At 61.9% G+C, this 13,970-nt stretch carries 15 protein-coding genes; 12 read left to right on the forward strand and 3 right to left on the reverse strand.

The window, feature by feature from the left end; genetic code table 11:
- Positions 1–11: 11 nt before the first annotated feature.
- The gene (locus Q2T94_RS13515) at positions 12–1,451 is read right to left on the reverse strand and encodes a TrkH family potassium uptake protein (protein WP_302264987.1); all 1,440 of its coding nucleotides are present in this window, start codon (positions 1,449–1,451) and stop codon (positions 12–14) included.
- Between the two features lie 264 nt (positions 1,452–1,715).
- Here Q2T94_RS13515 and Q2T94_RS13520 point away from each other — a divergent pair, with 264 nt between their 5' ends.
- From Q2T94_RS13520 to Q2T94_RS13545, 6 genes are all read left to right on the forward strand, one after another.
- A complete protein-coding gene (locus tag Q2T94_RS13520) occupies positions 1,716–2,864 on the forward strand; it encodes an acetoin utilization protein AcuC (protein WP_302266422.1) in 1,149 nt (382 codons plus the stop codon).
- Between the two features lie 45 nt (positions 2,865–2,909).
- Complete coding sequence (locus Q2T94_RS13525) at positions 2,910–3,362, forward strand: ArsR/SmtB family transcription factor (RefSeq protein WP_264270433.1); 453 nt, start codon at positions 2,910–2,912, stop codon at positions 3,360–3,362.
- Between the two features lie 203 nt (positions 3,363–3,565).
- Positions 3,566–4,909 carry an NADP-specific glutamate dehydrogenase gene (gene gdhA, locus Q2T94_RS13530; RefSeq protein ID WP_264270434.1) on the forward strand — a complete coding sequence of 448 codons (1,344 nt, stop codon included), beginning with the start codon at positions 3,566–3,568 and terminating at the stop codon, positions 4,907–4,909.
- Between the two features lie 405 nt (positions 4,910–5,314).
- On the forward strand, positions 5,315–6,421 hold the full coding sequence (locus tag Q2T94_RS13535; protein ID WP_302264989.1) for a 3-deoxy-7-phosphoheptulonate synthase: 1,107 nt from the start codon (positions 5,315–5,317) through the stop codon (positions 6,419–6,421).
- A gap of 191 nt (positions 6,422–6,612) precedes the next feature.
- On the forward strand, positions 6,613–6,825 hold the full coding sequence (locus Q2T94_RS13540) for a helix-turn-helix domain-containing protein (RefSeq protein ID WP_264270436.1): 213 nt from the start codon (positions 6,613–6,615) through the stop codon (positions 6,823–6,825).
- A 144-nt stretch (positions 6,826–6,969) separates the two neighbouring features.
- The gene (locus tag Q2T94_RS13545) at positions 6,970–7,068 is read left to right on the forward strand and encodes a 30S ribosomal protein bS22 (RefSeq protein ID WP_003792170.1); all 99 of its coding nucleotides are present in this window, start codon (positions 6,970–6,972) and stop codon (positions 7,066–7,068) included.
- A gap of 111 nt (positions 7,069–7,179) precedes the next feature.
- On the opposite strand, the gene Q2T94_RS13550 is transcribed toward Q2T94_RS13545, so the two are convergent.
- A complete protein-coding gene (locus Q2T94_RS13550) occupies positions 7,180–7,995 on the reverse strand; it encodes an HAD family hydrolase (protein ID WP_436836831.1) in 816 nt (271 codons plus the stop codon).
- A gap of 49 nt (positions 7,996–8,044) precedes the next feature.
- On the opposite strand from Q2T94_RS13550, the gene Q2T94_RS13555 reads away from it, so the two are divergent.
- A complete protein-coding gene (locus Q2T94_RS13555; RefSeq protein ID WP_264270438.1) occupies positions 8,045–8,299 on the forward strand; it encodes a glutaredoxin family protein in 255 nt (84 codons plus the stop codon).
- 73 nt (positions 8,300–8,372) lie between these two features.
- Positions 8,373–9,149, forward strand: coding sequence for a redox-sensing transcriptional repressor Rex (locus Q2T94_RS13560; protein WP_302264992.1), 777 nt, complete (start codon positions 8,373–8,375; stop codon positions 9,147–9,149).
- A gap of 96 nt (positions 9,150–9,245) precedes the next feature.
- On the opposite strand, the gene Q2T94_RS13565 is transcribed toward Q2T94_RS13560, so the two are convergent.
- Positions 9,246–9,992, reverse strand: a complete 747-nt coding sequence (locus Q2T94_RS13565; protein ID WP_302264993.1) for a hypothetical protein — start codon at positions 9,990–9,992, stop codon at positions 9,246–9,248.
- Between the two features lie 270 nt (positions 9,993–10,262).
- On the opposite strand from Q2T94_RS13565, the gene Q2T94_RS13570 reads away from it, so the two are divergent.
- From Q2T94_RS13570 to resB, 4 genes are read left to right on the forward strand one after another with little or no spacing between them, the layout of a single operon-like run.
- On the forward strand, positions 10,263–10,925 hold the full coding sequence (locus Q2T94_RS13570; protein WP_302264994.1) for a histidine phosphatase family protein: 663 nt from the start codon (positions 10,263–10,265) through the stop codon (positions 10,923–10,925).
- A gap of 4 nt (positions 10,926–10,929) precedes the next feature.
- On the forward strand, positions 10,930–11,556 hold the full coding sequence (locus tag Q2T94_RS13575) for a TlpA family protein disulfide reductase (protein WP_302264995.1): 627 nt from the start codon (positions 10,930–10,932) through the stop codon (positions 11,554–11,556).
- Positions 11,556–12,347, forward strand: a complete 792-nt coding sequence (locus Q2T94_RS13580) for a cytochrome c biogenesis CcdA family protein (RefSeq protein WP_377700422.1) — start codon at positions 11,556–11,558, stop codon at positions 12,345–12,347. The genes Q2T94_RS13575 and Q2T94_RS13580 overlap by 1 nt, the downstream gene beginning before the upstream one ends.
- A complete protein-coding gene (gene resB, locus Q2T94_RS13585; protein ID WP_264270443.1) occupies positions 12,347–13,966 on the forward strand; it encodes a cytochrome c biogenesis protein ResB in 1,620 nt (539 codons plus the stop codon). Before Q2T94_RS13580 ends, resB begins: the two co-directional genes overlap by 1 nt.
- The last annotated feature ends 4 nt before the right edge of the window (positions 13,967–13,970 follow it).

Consider the following 13,970-nt stretch of genomic DNA (forward strand, 5'->3'; position numbering starts at 1 on the left):
CGGTGTTCTTGTCAGCCAATGATCGGCCTCTCTTCGGGGAAGTGGTAGAGCTGGTTGCGTTGGCGCAAGGTCAATGCCGCGGCAAGGGTAATCGTACCGATTCGGCCGGCAAACATCAGTGCGGAGAGCACGTACTTGCCCGCCGGCGGCAATTCGCCCGACAGGTTGGTGCTCAACCCCACGGTGGCGAAGGCGGAAATCGACTCGAACAGCGCACGGGAGAGCGAGGTGCCGCTGATCACCAGCAGTGCGGCCGTGGCCAGCATCACCAGGGTGGCTCCCAGGACGATGACCGAGATGGCCACCCGCATGGTGCCCTCGGGGATGCGGCGGCCGAAGGCGCGCACATCGGTGTCGCCGCGGGCCTCGGCGAAGATCGCCAGGAACATCACCGCGATGGTGGTGACCTTGATGCCTCCGGCCGTGGAGGCCGAGCCGCCGCCGGCGAACATCAGCGCGTTGGAGAGCAGCATTGTCACCTGGTTCATCTCGCCCTGCTCCACCAGGTTGAAGCCGCCCGAGCGGGTCATCACCGAGGCGAAGACCGAGTGGATGACCTTGTCCGAGTTGTTCATGGTGCCGATGGTTTCGGGGTTGGACCACTCCGCCACCGCCCACAGCAGCGCGCCCGCCACCAGCAGGATGGCGGTGACCAGCAACGTGAGCTTGGCGTGCAGCGTCCACTTCTTGGTGTTGAAGCGCTGCGCCAGCAACACCATCAGCACCGGGAACCCCAGCGAGCCCAGGAACACCCCGAGCATCAGCGGCACCAGGATCCACAGGTCGGTCTCGTAGGGGACCAGCCCGTCGGAGTGCGGGGTGAACCCGGCGTTGTTGAAGGAGGAGATCGAGTAGAAGATGCCGTGCCAGATGGCCTCGTTGACCGGTTCGCCCAGGATCAGGAAGCGCGGGATGAGCATCAGCGCCAGGGCCACCTCGATCGCCACCGAGGTGGTGATCACGATGCGCAGCAGCGAACCCACCTCGCCCAGGGTGGAGGCGGCCGAGGTGTTCATGGAGCTTTGCGCCAGGAGCTTGCCGCGCACGCCCAGGCGCTTGGACACCGCCAGCGAGAGCAGCGATGCCAGCGTCAGGATGCCCAGTCCGCCGACGAACACCGCGATGATCATCACCAGTTGCCCGAAGAAGGACCAGTGGGTGGCGGTGGAGACAACCGTCAGGCCCGTGACGCACACCGCGGAGACGGCGGTGAACAGCGCGTCGTAAAAGGCCGTGGGTTCGCCGCTGGCCGATGACACCGGAAGCGCCAGCACGGACGTGAACAAGGAGATCACCAGGGCGAAGGTGACCAGCGCCAGACGCGCGGGGGAGCGGACGGTGAAGTCGGAGGCGATCCGGCGCCACAGTCCCAGGCGTGTGCGCCATCGGGCCGGGGCGCCGCTATCGGTGCCCGGCCGTCGCACAGACTCTGCAGAGGGGGACGATCCCATGTTTTTGCTCGGCTCCAAGACGTGGAAAAGTTCGGTGCGGAAGCCCTGCCCCGCAAGCTCCCACAATAAACCATGCCACCTCGGGATTCGCCGGTGGCCCGCCGACGCGCGGCCGTGCGGGCATGCGTTGCCGGTTTCCGCGGGCGTTGGCCCGGGCCGCCGGTGGTGTCTTGGCACACAGTGTAGGTGCCGATCGCGTAGCCTGAAGGGGTGTTTGCCGTAAATGAGCCCCTGCCCACGACCCAGGTGATCTGGAGCGAGCAGATGATGGAGTACCGCTTCAGCGAGACCCATCCGATGCATCCGATCCGGCTGGAGCTTACCGCCCGCCTCTGCAAGGACCTGGCCCTTTTTGAGCGTGCCAATCTCACCCTGGCAGCCCCGCCGGTGGCCACCGACGCGGAGCTGGCCGCAGTCCATGATCCCCGGTACATCGCCGCCGTCCGGGAAGTCAGTGCCAACCCCGATATCCCCGATGAGGCGCGCGGCCTGGGCACCGAGGACAACCCCGCCTATGCAGGGATGCACGAGGCCAGCGCACGGCTGGCCGGAGGATCCCTGCTGGCCGCCGATGCCATTCTGGGCGAGCGCGCCCTGCACGTGGTCAACTTCGGCGGGGGCATGCACCATGCCTCCGCATCCAAGGCCAGCGGCTTCTGCATCTACAACGACGCGGCCCTGGCGATCCGGCGATTGCTGGACGGGGGAGTGAAGAAGGTCCTGTACATCGACGTGGACGCGCACCACGGCGACGGGACCGAGTCGATCTTCTGGGACGACCCGCGGGTGATGACCATCTCCATCCACGAAACGGGTATGTCGCTGTTCCCCGGCACCGGATTCGCCAACGAGATCGGCGGGCCCAACGCGCTGGGCACCGCGGTGAACATCGCGGTGCCCCCGCGCACGGGGGACGCCGCCTGGCTGCGGGCCTTCCACGCTGTGGTTCCGCAGCTGGCGGAGGCCTTCGAACCGGAGGTGATCGTCTCCCAGCACGGTTGCGACGGGCACCGGGACGACGACCTGTCCAACCTGCGGCTGACCGTCGATGCACAGCGCCAGAATGCGCTGGACATCGCCGAGCTGGCGCGCAGGCTCTGCGGCGGCCGGTGGATCGCCACCGGCGGGGGCGGCTACAACACCGCCTCGGTGGTGCCGCGCACGTGGAGCCATCTGGTGGCAGTGGCCTCGGGCAAGCCGGTCCCGCTGGCGACTCCCGTTCCCCGCAGCTGGCGCGACTACGTGCTCGAGCGCTACGGCATCCGCACCCCCGAGTCCATGGGCGACAACGCAGAATTGTGGTGGCGCAGCTGGGAGGTCGGCTACGACCCGGCGGACCCGGTGGACCGCACGGTCATGGCCACCCGCAAGGAAATATTCCCCCTATTCGGACTCGATCCCTGGTTCGACTAGCCGGGCAAAGATGCCAATGCGCGTATATGCGGATAGGGTTATGCGGTGGCTCATGATGATATCTTTTCCGCCCTGGCCGACCCCACCCGACGCAGGTTGCTCGACTCCCTGCGTGAGGAGCCGTGTTCGGTCGGTTCCCTGGTCGAGGCGCTGGGCGTTTCCCAGCCGACCGTTTCCAAGCACCTCAAGGTCCTGCGCGAGGCCGGCATGGTCTCCATGCGCGCCGACGGACAGCGCCGTTACTATGCCCTGGAATCCGCAACGTTCCTGAACCTGCAGACCTGGGTGCACGGCTTCGTTCCCCCGGCCCCGGCATTCGACCTGGTCGCGGAACCGTACGCCGATCCGCAGTTGGCATCGCATGAGGGGACCAGCCAGGCCACGGTGGCCGCCGCGCAACTGGGCCGCACCGTGGGTCGCGGACTGGAACAGGTGACCGGCCGCGCCCATGACTTCCTGGATCGCCTGCCCAAGCCGAAATTCGGCAGGAAACGGTAGCCGTACCCAGGCGTTCCACCCGCAGAAAGTGCGGCGCAAAAGCATACACGGCAGCACAAAAAGATTACGCGTCCGTGCCCGATTGATGACGCCCGGTTGGGTCGGCGGTGCCCGGCCGTGACATTCTCGACGTCTGGGGCAGTGTCGCCAGACATGGCGGCAGCGTGCCCTCGTGCCTGCCCCAAGTGATGAGGAGATAAGACTTGGACCAGCATCTAGCGACCATTCGCGACGAAGTGTTCCGTCGCAACCCCGGTGAAGCAGAATTCCACCAGGCGGTGACCGAGGTTTTCGAAAGCCTCGAAGCGGTCTCGCGCAAGCATCCTGAATATGCCGAAGCTGCGATCCTGCAGCGTATGTGTGAGCCCGAACGCCAAATCATCTTCCGCGTCCCGTGGATGGATGACGAAGGCCGGGTACAGATCAACCGCGGTTTCCGCGTTGAATTCAACTCCGCCCTGGGCCCGTTCAAGGGCGGGCTGCGCTTCCACCCCTCGGTGTACCTGGGCATCGTCAAGTTCCTGGGCTTCGAGCAGATCTTCAAGAACTCGCTCACCGGCATGCCCATCGGTGGCGGCAAGGGCGGTTCGGACTTTGATCCGCGCGGCAAGTCCGATGCCGAGGTCATGCGCTTCTGCCAGTCGTTCATGACGGAGCTCTACCGCCACATCGGCGAATACACCGATGTGCCGGCCGGCGACATCGGCGTGGGCGGCCGTGAAATCGGCTACCTCTTTGGCCAGTACAAGCGCATCACCAACCGCTACGAGTCCGGTGTGCTCACCGGCAAGGGCATCAGCTGGGGCGGATCTCTGGTGCGCCCCGAGGCCACCGGCTACGGCGCAGTGATTTTCACCGACGAAATGCTCAAGACCCGTGGCGCCAGCTTCGACGGCCAGCGCGTCTCGGTGTCCGGCTCGGGCAACGTGGCCATCAACGCCATCGAGAAGGCCCAGGCTCTCGGTGCCCGCGTGGTGACCGCCTCGGATTCCTCCGGCTACATCGTTGACGAGCGCGGCATCGACGTTGAACTGCTGCGCCAGATCAAGGAAGTCGAACGCGGACGCATCAACGAGTACGCCGAGCGTGCCAATTCCAAGAAGGTGCACTTCGTCGAAGGCGGAAACGTCTGGGACGTAGAGGCCACCGTGGCGCTGCCGTGCGCCACGCAGAACGAGCTGGATGCCAAGGACGCAAAGAAGTTGATTTCCTCCGGTGTCGTCGCAGTGGCCGAAGGCGCCAACATGCCGTGCACCGCCGCAGCGACCTCGCTGTTCCAGGATGCAGGGGTGCTCTTTGCCCCGGGCAAGGCCGCGAACGCCGGTGGCGTTGCCACCTCGGCGCTGGAAATGCAGCAGAACGCCAGCCGTGACTCGTGGACCTTCGCCCACACCGAGGAGCGCCTGACCGAGATCATGGTCGGCATCCACGACCGTTGCGCCTCCACCGCCGACGAATACGGTGTGCCGGGCAACTACGTGGCCGGTGCCAACATCGCCGGCTTCGTGAAGGTTGCCGACGCCATGCTGGCCCAGGGCCTCATCTAGGCAGACAGGCCTCCAGCCGAATTACGCCTCAAGAGGGCGGGCAGGGACAGACGGGAACAATTATGGACCCGCCTGGCCCGGCCCGCCCTTTGCCGTGCTTCATGACGTACTGTGTCGCCCGGGAGTGGAAACACATTTGTGATTCGCGTGGCGCGGCTGTAGATTCTCAACCATGACTAATCGTTGGTATGCGTATTTTGTGTCGGCTCTGGAGGGGCCTAAGACGCGATAATTTCGCATACCCACCTTCAGAGCCGACAAGGGCCGCAAGCTATGCTTGCCGGCCCTTCGCTATTTCCAAGATAGCGGCCCTGGAGGAATACGCATCGTGATCGCCGGGGCCGCATTGAAACCATGAGGCCCCCCACTGCACGGCGCGGGGCCGAAACCGAAAGGCCCCAAACCATGAGTACCGCCATCGCCGCCGAGACACAGGCCCGCGTCAACACCAATGAACGGGTGCTGGCAATCACCGAGCTGACCACCCCCGCGGAACTGACTGCCGAATTGCCAGTGGGCGATGCCCAGGGCTACCGGATCATGCGGGCCCGCCAGGAAGTCCGTGCCGTGCTCTCCGGGCTTGACGAACGTCTGCTGGTCATCGTGGGCCCTTGCTCTATCCACGACCCTGCAGCCGGGCTGGAATACGCCACCAGGCTCGCCGCGGCCGCGAAGCAGCACGAGGGTGAACTGCTCGTGGTCATGCGCAGCTACTTCGAGAAGCCACGCACCACCGTGGGCTGGAAGGGCCTGGTCAACGATCCGCACCTGGACGGCAGCCATGACATGTCCGCCGGGCTGCGAGCCGCACGCGAATTCATGTTGGCGGCCAGCAACCTGGGCCTGCCACTGGCCACCGAATTCCTCGAGCCGCTCAGCGCCCAGTATCTCTCGGACCTGGTCAGCTGGGGCGCCATCGGGGCGCGCACCACCGAAAGCCAGACGCACCGGCAGCTGGTATCCGGGCTATCCATGCCCGTTGGATTCAAAAACGGGACCGACGGCTCGGTGCAGGTGGCGATCGATGCCTGCCAAGCGGCTTCCGCACCACAGTCCTTCCTGGGCATTAGCGAGGATGGTCGTACGGCAGTAGTCAGGACCGCAGGAAACGACGACGCCCACCTGATCCTGCGTGGCGGCACCGACGGACCGAACTTCGCGGCCGAGCCTGTTGGCGCGGCATCGGCCGCCATGGGCAACGCCGGCATGAACCCGCGGGTGATCGTCGATGCCTCACATGCGAACTCGGGCAAGTCCCACGTGCGCCAGCGGGAGGTCATCGCCGAGCTGGCCGCCCGCATAGCGGACGGGGACCAAATGATTGCCGGAATCATGGCTGAAAGTTTCTTGGTGGCCGGTGCGCAGAAACATGACCCTGATGCCGTCGCGCAAGGATCCGACGTCCTGGCGGGGTTGACCTACGGGCAGTCCGTCACCGACGCGTGCATGGACTGGGACACGAGTGCCGAAATGCTAGCGACCCTGGCCGAAGCGGTACGGACCGCGCGCTAAGCCCCCCAACCGTGTGTCGGCGGCGAGATATGGCAGCCCACGACGCCGGCTTTCGTTCACATTGGCCCCACGAGCCACTAAAGTGAATCACAAGGGCATAGGGTATCTTGAGGTGTTGGTGCGGACCGGGTACGTTCCTCGGTCAGCGCCACGGCACGATTGCTATGTGAAATTGTCAGGAGAAACAGGGAATGGTCGAATCGCAAAACTTTGCCAGCGCGCGTTTCATGACGGTCGCCGAGGTCGCCGATGTGATGCGTGTGTCAAAGATGACGGTTTACCGACTCGTCCATTCCGGCGAATTGCCGGCCGTGAGGTTCGGCCGCTCCTACCGTGTACCCGAAAACGCCGTACAGGAGTACTTGCGGGCTGCCGGGTTCGGGCGCGACTTCAACACCGGCTAACGCCGCCGATTTTCACGAGTGGTCAGAATCTGCTCTAGAAGCAGGTAATCTGTTAAGGAACGTTTAACGTCCAGTTGGCTATTCTGGTGCTTTGGTGCCGAAGAAATAGTAGTCGGCAATCGAATCAGTTTGTGAGGAACCATTATGGGCTCTGTTATTAAGAAGCGCCGCAAGCGTATGGCCAAGAAGAAGCACCGTAAATTGCTTCGTAAGACCCGCCACCAGCGTCGTAATAAGAAGTAAATACCAGTTCCGGGCTTGCCCGGAATTGAGTATGTAAAAAGGTGCGTTTCCCGCAATGGGGAACGCACCTTTTTGCATGTTTGCGGCGGGCGTGCCGGACGTTGCCCGGAGTCAGGGACGGCGGCGAAATGCACCGAAGCTGCGCCACAGGCCCCAGAGGACTCCCGAGACGCCGGCTGCCTTCAGGCCGAAGGCAGCCGCCCTGCGCCCGGTTCGGAAGTCGTAGACCGGCCAGTTGCGGTCCTTGGCGTGGCGTCGCAATCTGCGGTCGGGATTAATTGCCACGGGATGACCCACGGCCTCGAGCATCGGAATGTCGTTGTGGGAATCGCTGTACCCCCAGCATTCGGCAAGATCCAGCCCTTGGTCCCGGGCCAAGATCCGGACAGCTCCGGCCTTCGCCGATCCGTGGAGGATTTCGCCGACCAGTTGGCCGGTGTAGAGGCCTTCGATGTGCTCCACGGTCGTCCCGAGCGCTCCACTGAGCCCGAGCCGCCTTGACATAACCGCGGCAACCTCCAGCGGCGTGGCGGTGACTAGCCACACCCGACGCCCGGCGTGAAGGTGCTGTTCGGCGATCGCGCGGGTGCCTGGCCAGATTTTCGACTCAATGAATTCGTCATAAATTTCATCCCCGAGCGCAACCATGTCGGCCACGGAGAAGCCTGCGGACAGCAATAGCGCACGGTCACGGATGGCGTGGATGTCACCGAGGTTCTCTCCCCGGGCGACGAACCGCAACTGTCGAACGGCAAACCACGCCACCTCACGCAGCGTAAATGCCCGTCTTTGATACATTTTTCGGGCCACTGCAAAGAGCGAAGCACCGCGCATCATGGTGTTGTCTACATCGAAGAAGGCGGCAGACGTGCCCGATGGCGCCGACTCGTGCCCAGCAAATGTCACGGGGGAAAGGTTGGAGGGCATCCAACCAGTCTATTGCAATCTTTTTTCGCCGGAGCTGTAGCGTTGGGTCATGAGCAGCGTGCAGACCCCGCGGGAAATTACTTTGTTGGTTCGTTCCGGATGCCACCTTTGCAAGGCCGCGGCCGAAACACTCGACGAGGTCACCAGCAGGTTGGATTACACCTGGCAAAGCGTTGACATCGATCAGGACCCGGAACTCTTGGCGCGACATTCGGAAGAAGTCCCGGTGCTGTTGGTAGACGGACGGGTACGGGATTTTTGGGTGATTGATGCCCAGCGCCTTGAGGCATTGTTGAGCAGCTAGGGGCAACGAAGCCGCCGCCTGTCCGCGACACCAAGGGTGATGCGGTGGCATCGGCAGAACTGGTTGGAAAGACATGAAGGTATCCAAGGAATTGAGTCAAAGCAGAATGCCCACCGAACACCAACCAGCAAGCAACGAAGCGAAGCTCCCTGCTGCCGAAATTCCGATTGGGCACGACCTGGATCCCGGCGCATCGGTGGAGCAAACACCCGCGGGTTCACTGGGCAGGATTCTCCCTGAAGCGACCTTGGCGCGATTGACCCAGTACCTGCGTGCGCTCGGTGCCATGCAGGCGCGCGGTGAAGCGCGAACCTCGTCTGGCGTGCTGGCCACCGAGGCAGGGGTCAATCCTGCGATCCTTCGCAAGGACCTGTCTTTGCTTGGGTCCTATGGAACCCGTGGGGTGGGATACGCGGTGACCGACCTAGTCGAACAGATCTCCAAGGCCATGGGGCTTTTGAGGCAATGGCGCGTGGCGATCATCGGTGCCGGTAACCTGGGTCGCGCACTTTCCGGATACGGCGGATTCCGAAGCCGGGGATTTGAAGTTGTCGCGCTGCTGGATTCATCGCCAGATGTGGTTGGCACGACGGTGGGGGACCTGCAGGTCCAAGACATTTCCGACTTGGACGAAATCGTTGCGGCCACGAATGCCAATATTGCCGTCCTATCCGTGCCTGGGGCAGCGGCGCAAGATTTGTGCGACATGCTGGTTCAATGTGGTGTTCGAAGCATATTGAGCTTCGCACCCGTGGTGTTGCAAGTCCCGGCAGGGGTCGTGCTGCGGAAGGTTGATTTGGCCACCGAACTGCAAATCCTTGCCTACCACGCACAAAACCTCGACTCCTAGAAATCGCCCACGGGAACCGGTCTTAAACTCAAGTGGTCCGTGGGATGCCACCGTCAACGGCTGAATCCCACGGACCACTTCTTAGCGTTTTGATGATTAGCGGTATCCGGCTTTACGTGCTGCCCGACGAGCGGCAATGTACTGGCTGGAGGGACGCAACCAGGCAAACACGACGCCAACCACTCCCAGGACGACGGAAAGGGCTGTCAGGACCCCGCTGGCAATGCTGAACAACGACAGGACAGCCAGAATCGTCGCGAAGATGCGTGCAACGCCGCTTCCCTTGCGGATCATGTACGCGATCAGAACGTAAATCAACAAGCCGATCACGGCGAACACGATTGCGGTGGTCTGGATCATGGGAATTGCGTCGGAGACGCTCATGCCAGCAGCCGAAAGCTGTTCCTCCAATTCGGGGACTGCCCGAAGCTGCTCCATGATCGCGGTGGTGCTCAAACCGAACACCGAGCTCAGCAGGAATGCGACGCCGGCCGCGATGATTGCCCAGAAGGAGGTGTCCAGTTCCTTGGGTCGATGGGTCGGCATCTGCGGCGGAGCAAAGTTGCCTTGCGGCGGAACGGGGAAGCCGCCGTATGGCTGCTGGCCGTAGGGCGTCTGCGGCGGCTGCTGACCGTATGGGTTGTTTGCTGGGGCGGGCTGGCCGTACGGGTTGGGGTGCTGGCCGTACGGATTAGTTGGCGGAGTCCCGTTCTGTGGAGGTTGGCCGTAGGGAGGTTGCCCGGCGGCATTCGGATCCTGCGGTGCACGCTGTCCGTACTGCGGGGGTGCCGGTTCCTGCGATGGCTTCTCTGGGTTCACGGGATCATTCTCAGGGGTTGACATGACCTGCTCCTTTGGTTTGACTAACTACGGCTTACCCTCACGATATCGGTTGAAGATTGCTTTTCACCCCTCCGAAAGGATGGTTTTCCAATTGGATCGGGACACTCGCCGAAGTCTTTCCTCGGGCCAGGGATCGCACGCCGCCGACGAGGACGCGATGTCGTTTCCGGTTCAGCAATTGCGCTTTCGGCGCTCGCCATGAGCCTTGTGCGTGGGCAAAATCAAGTGTCCGGTTTAGGTAACGGTACAAAGATTTGAGACACTTAAACTATGTCGACTGCCACCGTTCACCTGCTTCGTCACGGCGAAGTGTATAACCCGGACAGGGTCCTCTACGGTCGACTACCGGAATTTCACCTATCCGATCTAGGCAACCAAATGGCCGAGCGCGCCGCGGAATACTTCACGGGGCAACGGAATGCGGGTGCCAATATCACCCACTTGGTGTCGTCTCCGCTCGTTCGGGCTCTGGAAACGGCAATGCCGACGTCGCAGGCTTTGGGCCTGGAAATCATGACAGATGATCGCATTATCGAAGCGGAGAACCGCTTCCAAGGGCTTTCCCAGATCAAGAATCGACTGAGGGAACCAAAATATTGGTCCTATGTCGTCAATCCATTTCGTCCATCCTGGGGGGAACCCTACCGGGACCAGGTGGAACGAATGATGACCGCCATTGTTGAACACCGTGATCGCGCGGTGGAACTTGGCGGACGGGGGGCGCAAGCCATTTTGGTCAGCCATCAGCTGCCCATCTGGGTGACACGCCGCTCCGCCGAGGGCAGAGCCCTATGGCACGACCCGCGGAAACGCGAGTGCACTCTCACCTCCGTGACTAGCCTGGACTTTGATGGTGAAAGTCTGGTCGCAGTCCGATATGCAGAACCTAGCGTGGACCTTCTGGCGAACGCTGCGAACATCCCTGGAGCTTGAGATCATGAGCGATCCCATCTCGTCCCGAGCACAGCGCTTGGGACGACGTAAATTCTTGCGCGCAGCACTGCTTGGTGCCGCCGTGCTGCCGCTGGCAGCGTGTGTGGGGGACGAAGATCCCCTAGCCAAGCAGGCAAGGGAAGGCAACAACAAGAATTACATTGCCGGTGACGGTTCTGTGGAGGAATACGGTCCAGCTTCACGCACCGAACCCGTAAAGATCAACGCGGTGGCCTATGACGGAACCACTATCGATTCGGCCACTTGGGCCGGGCAGGCTACTGTCCTGAATTTTTGGTATGCGGCTTGTGCTCCATGCCGGATCGAAGCCCCGCACATGGTCGAACTCAATGAGGAGTTCAAGGGCAAAGCGGAATTCATCGGCATCAACGTGCGGGATGAGAAGGAAGCGGCAGAAGCCTTTGAGCGCACCTTCGGAATCAAATACCCCTCAGTGCAGGACACTCAGGGGACGATCCAACTCGCCATGACCAAATACGTTCCGCTTAAGGCCGTACCGACCACGTTGGTGCTGGACAAGCAGGGGCGCGTTTCTGCCCGCATTCTTGGCGTTGCCGACAAACCCACACTCAAGGCCCTGATCACCACGGCCCTCTCCGAGTCGTTGTGATCGACTCCGTGCTGGCCGGCGCCTTGACGCTACCGGCCCAAGGCAACCAATTTGCTGAGATCATCCAGGACGGTTCACTGATTCTCGCGGTTCCCGTTGCCATCCTTGCAGGGCTGGTCTCCTTTCTGTCGCCTTGCGTGTTGCCTTTGGTTCCCGGCTATTTGGGGTACGTCACCGGCCTGTCCGGTGCCGACCTCGCAGATCAAAAGCGCGGCCGTATGGTCACAGGCATCGGCCTGTTCATCCTGGGCTTCACTGCCGTCTTTGTCCTGGCGGGCGTGGTCTTTTCGCAAATCGCTGCGTGGATGCAATTCGAGGGTGCCTGGATCATCCAGGTCTTGGGCGCGGTAGTGATTCTCATGGGTGTCGTTTTCATGGGTGGCTTTTCCTTCATGCAGCGCGATGCGAAGATCCATCGGAAACCACCTGCCGGCCTTTGGGGTGCTCCGGTTCTGGGAGTCACTTTCGGCCTGGGATGGGCGCCATGTATCGGCCCTACGTTGGCTGCGGTGCTGGCCATGAGCACAGGAATCGACCCAAACCCCGCCAAGGGTGCCTTGTTGACGTTCTTCTACTGCATGGGTCTGGGGCTCCCGTTTCTCTTCATCGCCACGGCGCTTCGGCGTGGCATGGGGGCCATGAAGTTCTTCCGTCGGCACCAGTTGGCGATCATGCGCTTCGGCGGCGGCATGTTGATACTTCTGGGAATCTTGATGGCCACCGGCCTATGGGGTTCCTGGGTTACGCAATTGCAGGATTGGTTCACCAATGAGGTCAGGTTGCCCATCTAATGGCAAAAAGAGATTCTAAAAAAGATGTAGCGGTCCCGGCCCTCGGTTTCAAGGGCATGCTCCGATGGGGCTGGACCCAGCTCACCAGCATGCGCACGGCGCTCTTCCTGCTTCTGCTTTTGGCCGTGGCAGCAGTACCCGGGTCGCTTTTCCCACAGCGCTCCATCAACCCGGAGCAGGTGACAACCTACCTGACCAATAAGCCGACGACCGGGGAATGGCTCGACCGTTTCCAGCTCTTCGACGTCTATTCCTCGGTGTGGTTCTCGGCAATCTACCTATTGCTGTTCATCTCCCTGGTCGGGTGCATCCTGCCGCGCGTAAAAAAGCACGCGCAGGCGCTTCGCACACCGCCACCCAGAACTCCGTCGCGACTTAACCGGTTGCCCCAGAACGGCACCATCGAGATCCAGACTGCTGACGAGTCGGGAATCAGCGACGAACAAGTCGTACGGGATATCACCGGGCTTCTCAAGAAGCGTGGGTACCGCTCCGAAGCCAGGCCAGAGGGTGCCAGCCCATCAGTAGGCGCGGAACGTGGATACAGTCGTGAAATCGGCAACCTGCTCTTTCACATCTCCCTCGTTGGCCTATTGGCCTCGGTTGGAGTCGGTGGCGCCTTCGGGTACAACGGACAGCGGGTACTCGTTGAGGGGGAGACCTTCGTGAATTCCTTGGTGTCCTACGATTCCTTCAAGCCCGGAACCTGGTTCCAGGAAGACTCCCTGGATCCATATTCGGTCAAGCTCGACAAGTTCAATATCACCTTTGACCGCGAATCCACGACGCACTTCGGCCAGCCAATCGATTTCACGGCCGAGGTCGAGACCCGGCGCAGTCCGGATGCCGAACCTGAGAAGGAAAAACTTCGGGTCAACCATCCGTTGCGCATCGATGGCGCTGACATGTACCTGGTTGGCAACGGCTACGCCCCCGTCGTTACAGTACGTGACGGCAACGGAGACATCTCCTTCAGCGGTCCCGTGGTCTCGGTGCCCCAGGATGGCATGTACACCTCGTTGATGGTCGTCAAGGTCCCCGACGCGAATCCCGAGCAACTTGGATTCCAGGGATTCCTTCTGCCCACGGCCATGACCGATGAGACTGGGTTTGCAATATCCGGCGACCCGAACGCGATCAACCCGCAGCTGCAGCTGAACTCCTACTACGGGAACCTGGGACTGGATGACGGTACGCCACAGAATGTGTACGTGCTTGAAACTGACGAGCTCACCGAACTCAACAGTAGAAACCTTGATGCAGGCGGAATTGTCTTGGGTGCCGGGCAGACGTACGAATTGCCCGATGGAAAGGGCAGCATTTCCTTTGACGGGCTCAAGCGTTTCATTGGCGTGGATATCGCCTATGACCCCAGCAAACGCCCGGTGGCAATCTTTGCTGCGCTTGCCTTGTTGGGATTGGCCATCTCGCTCTTTACCCCGCGCCGCCGTGCCTGGGTGAAAATCAAGAACTCCGTTGACGGCTCGGGCCGCGAAGAGCGGATAATCGAATACGGATTGCTGGCCCGTGGTGAAGACCACCGACTTGAATCCGAAGCCAAGGAGCTGCGTAAGCTTCTTGAGCAGCAGTGGCCCGCGAATGCGCGAGCCGGAGTCTAGGAGA

Source organism: Paeniglutamicibacter sulfureus (genome assembly GCF_030512175.1).
In the GTDB taxonomy this organism is placed as follows: domain Bacteria; phylum Actinomycetota; class Actinomycetes; order Actinomycetales; family Micrococcaceae; genus Paeniglutamicibacter; species Paeniglutamicibacter sulfureus.

Bases quoted from the DNA above. Each gene is read 5' to 3' on its own strand.
- Q2T94_RS13515 (WP_302264987.1), bottom strand. From the start codon at position 1,451: ATGGGATCGTCCCCCTCTGCAGAGTCTGTGCGACGGCCGGGCACCGAT.
- Q2T94_RS13520 (WP_302266422.1), top strand. From the start codon at position 1,716: ATGATGGAGTACCGCTTCAGCGAGACCCATCCGATGCATCCGATCCGG.
- Q2T94_RS13535 (WP_302264989.1), top strand. From the start codon at position 5,315: ATGAGTACCGCCATCGCCGCCGAGACACAGGCCCGCGTCAACACCAAT.
- Q2T94_RS13540 (WP_264270436.1), top strand. From the start codon at position 6,613: ATGGTCGAATCGCAAAACTTTGCCAGCGCGCGTTTCATGACGGTCGCC.
- Q2T94_RS13545 (WP_003792170.1), top strand. From the start codon at position 6,970: ATGGGCTCTGTTATTAAGAAGCGCCGCAAGCGTATGGCCAAGAAGAAG.
- Q2T94_RS13550 (WP_436836831.1), bottom strand. From the start codon at position 7,995: ATGCCCTCCAACCTTTCCCCCGTGACATTTGCTGGGCACGAGTCGGCG.
- Q2T94_RS13555 (WP_264270438.1), top strand. From the start codon at position 8,045: ATGAGCAGCGTGCAGACCCCGCGGGAAATTACTTTGTTGGTTCGTTCC.
- Q2T94_RS13560 (WP_302264992.1), top strand. From the start codon at position 8,373: ATGAAGGTATCCAAGGAATTGAGTCAAAGCAGAATGCCCACCGAACAC.
- Q2T94_RS13565 (WP_302264993.1), bottom strand. From the start codon at position 9,992: ATGTCAACCCCTGAGAATGATCCCGTGAACCCAGAGAAGCCATCGCAG.
- Q2T94_RS13570 (WP_302264994.1), top strand. From the start codon at position 10,263: ATGTCGACTGCCACCGTTCACCTGCTTCGTCACGGCGAAGTGTATAAC.
- Q2T94_RS13575 (WP_302264995.1), top strand. From the start codon at position 10,930: ATGAGCGATCCCATCTCGTCCCGAGCACAGCGCTTGGGACGACGTAAA.
- resB (WP_264270443.1), top strand. From the start codon at position 12,347: ATGGCAAAAAGAGATTCTAAAAAAGATGTAGCGGTCCCGGCCCTCGGT.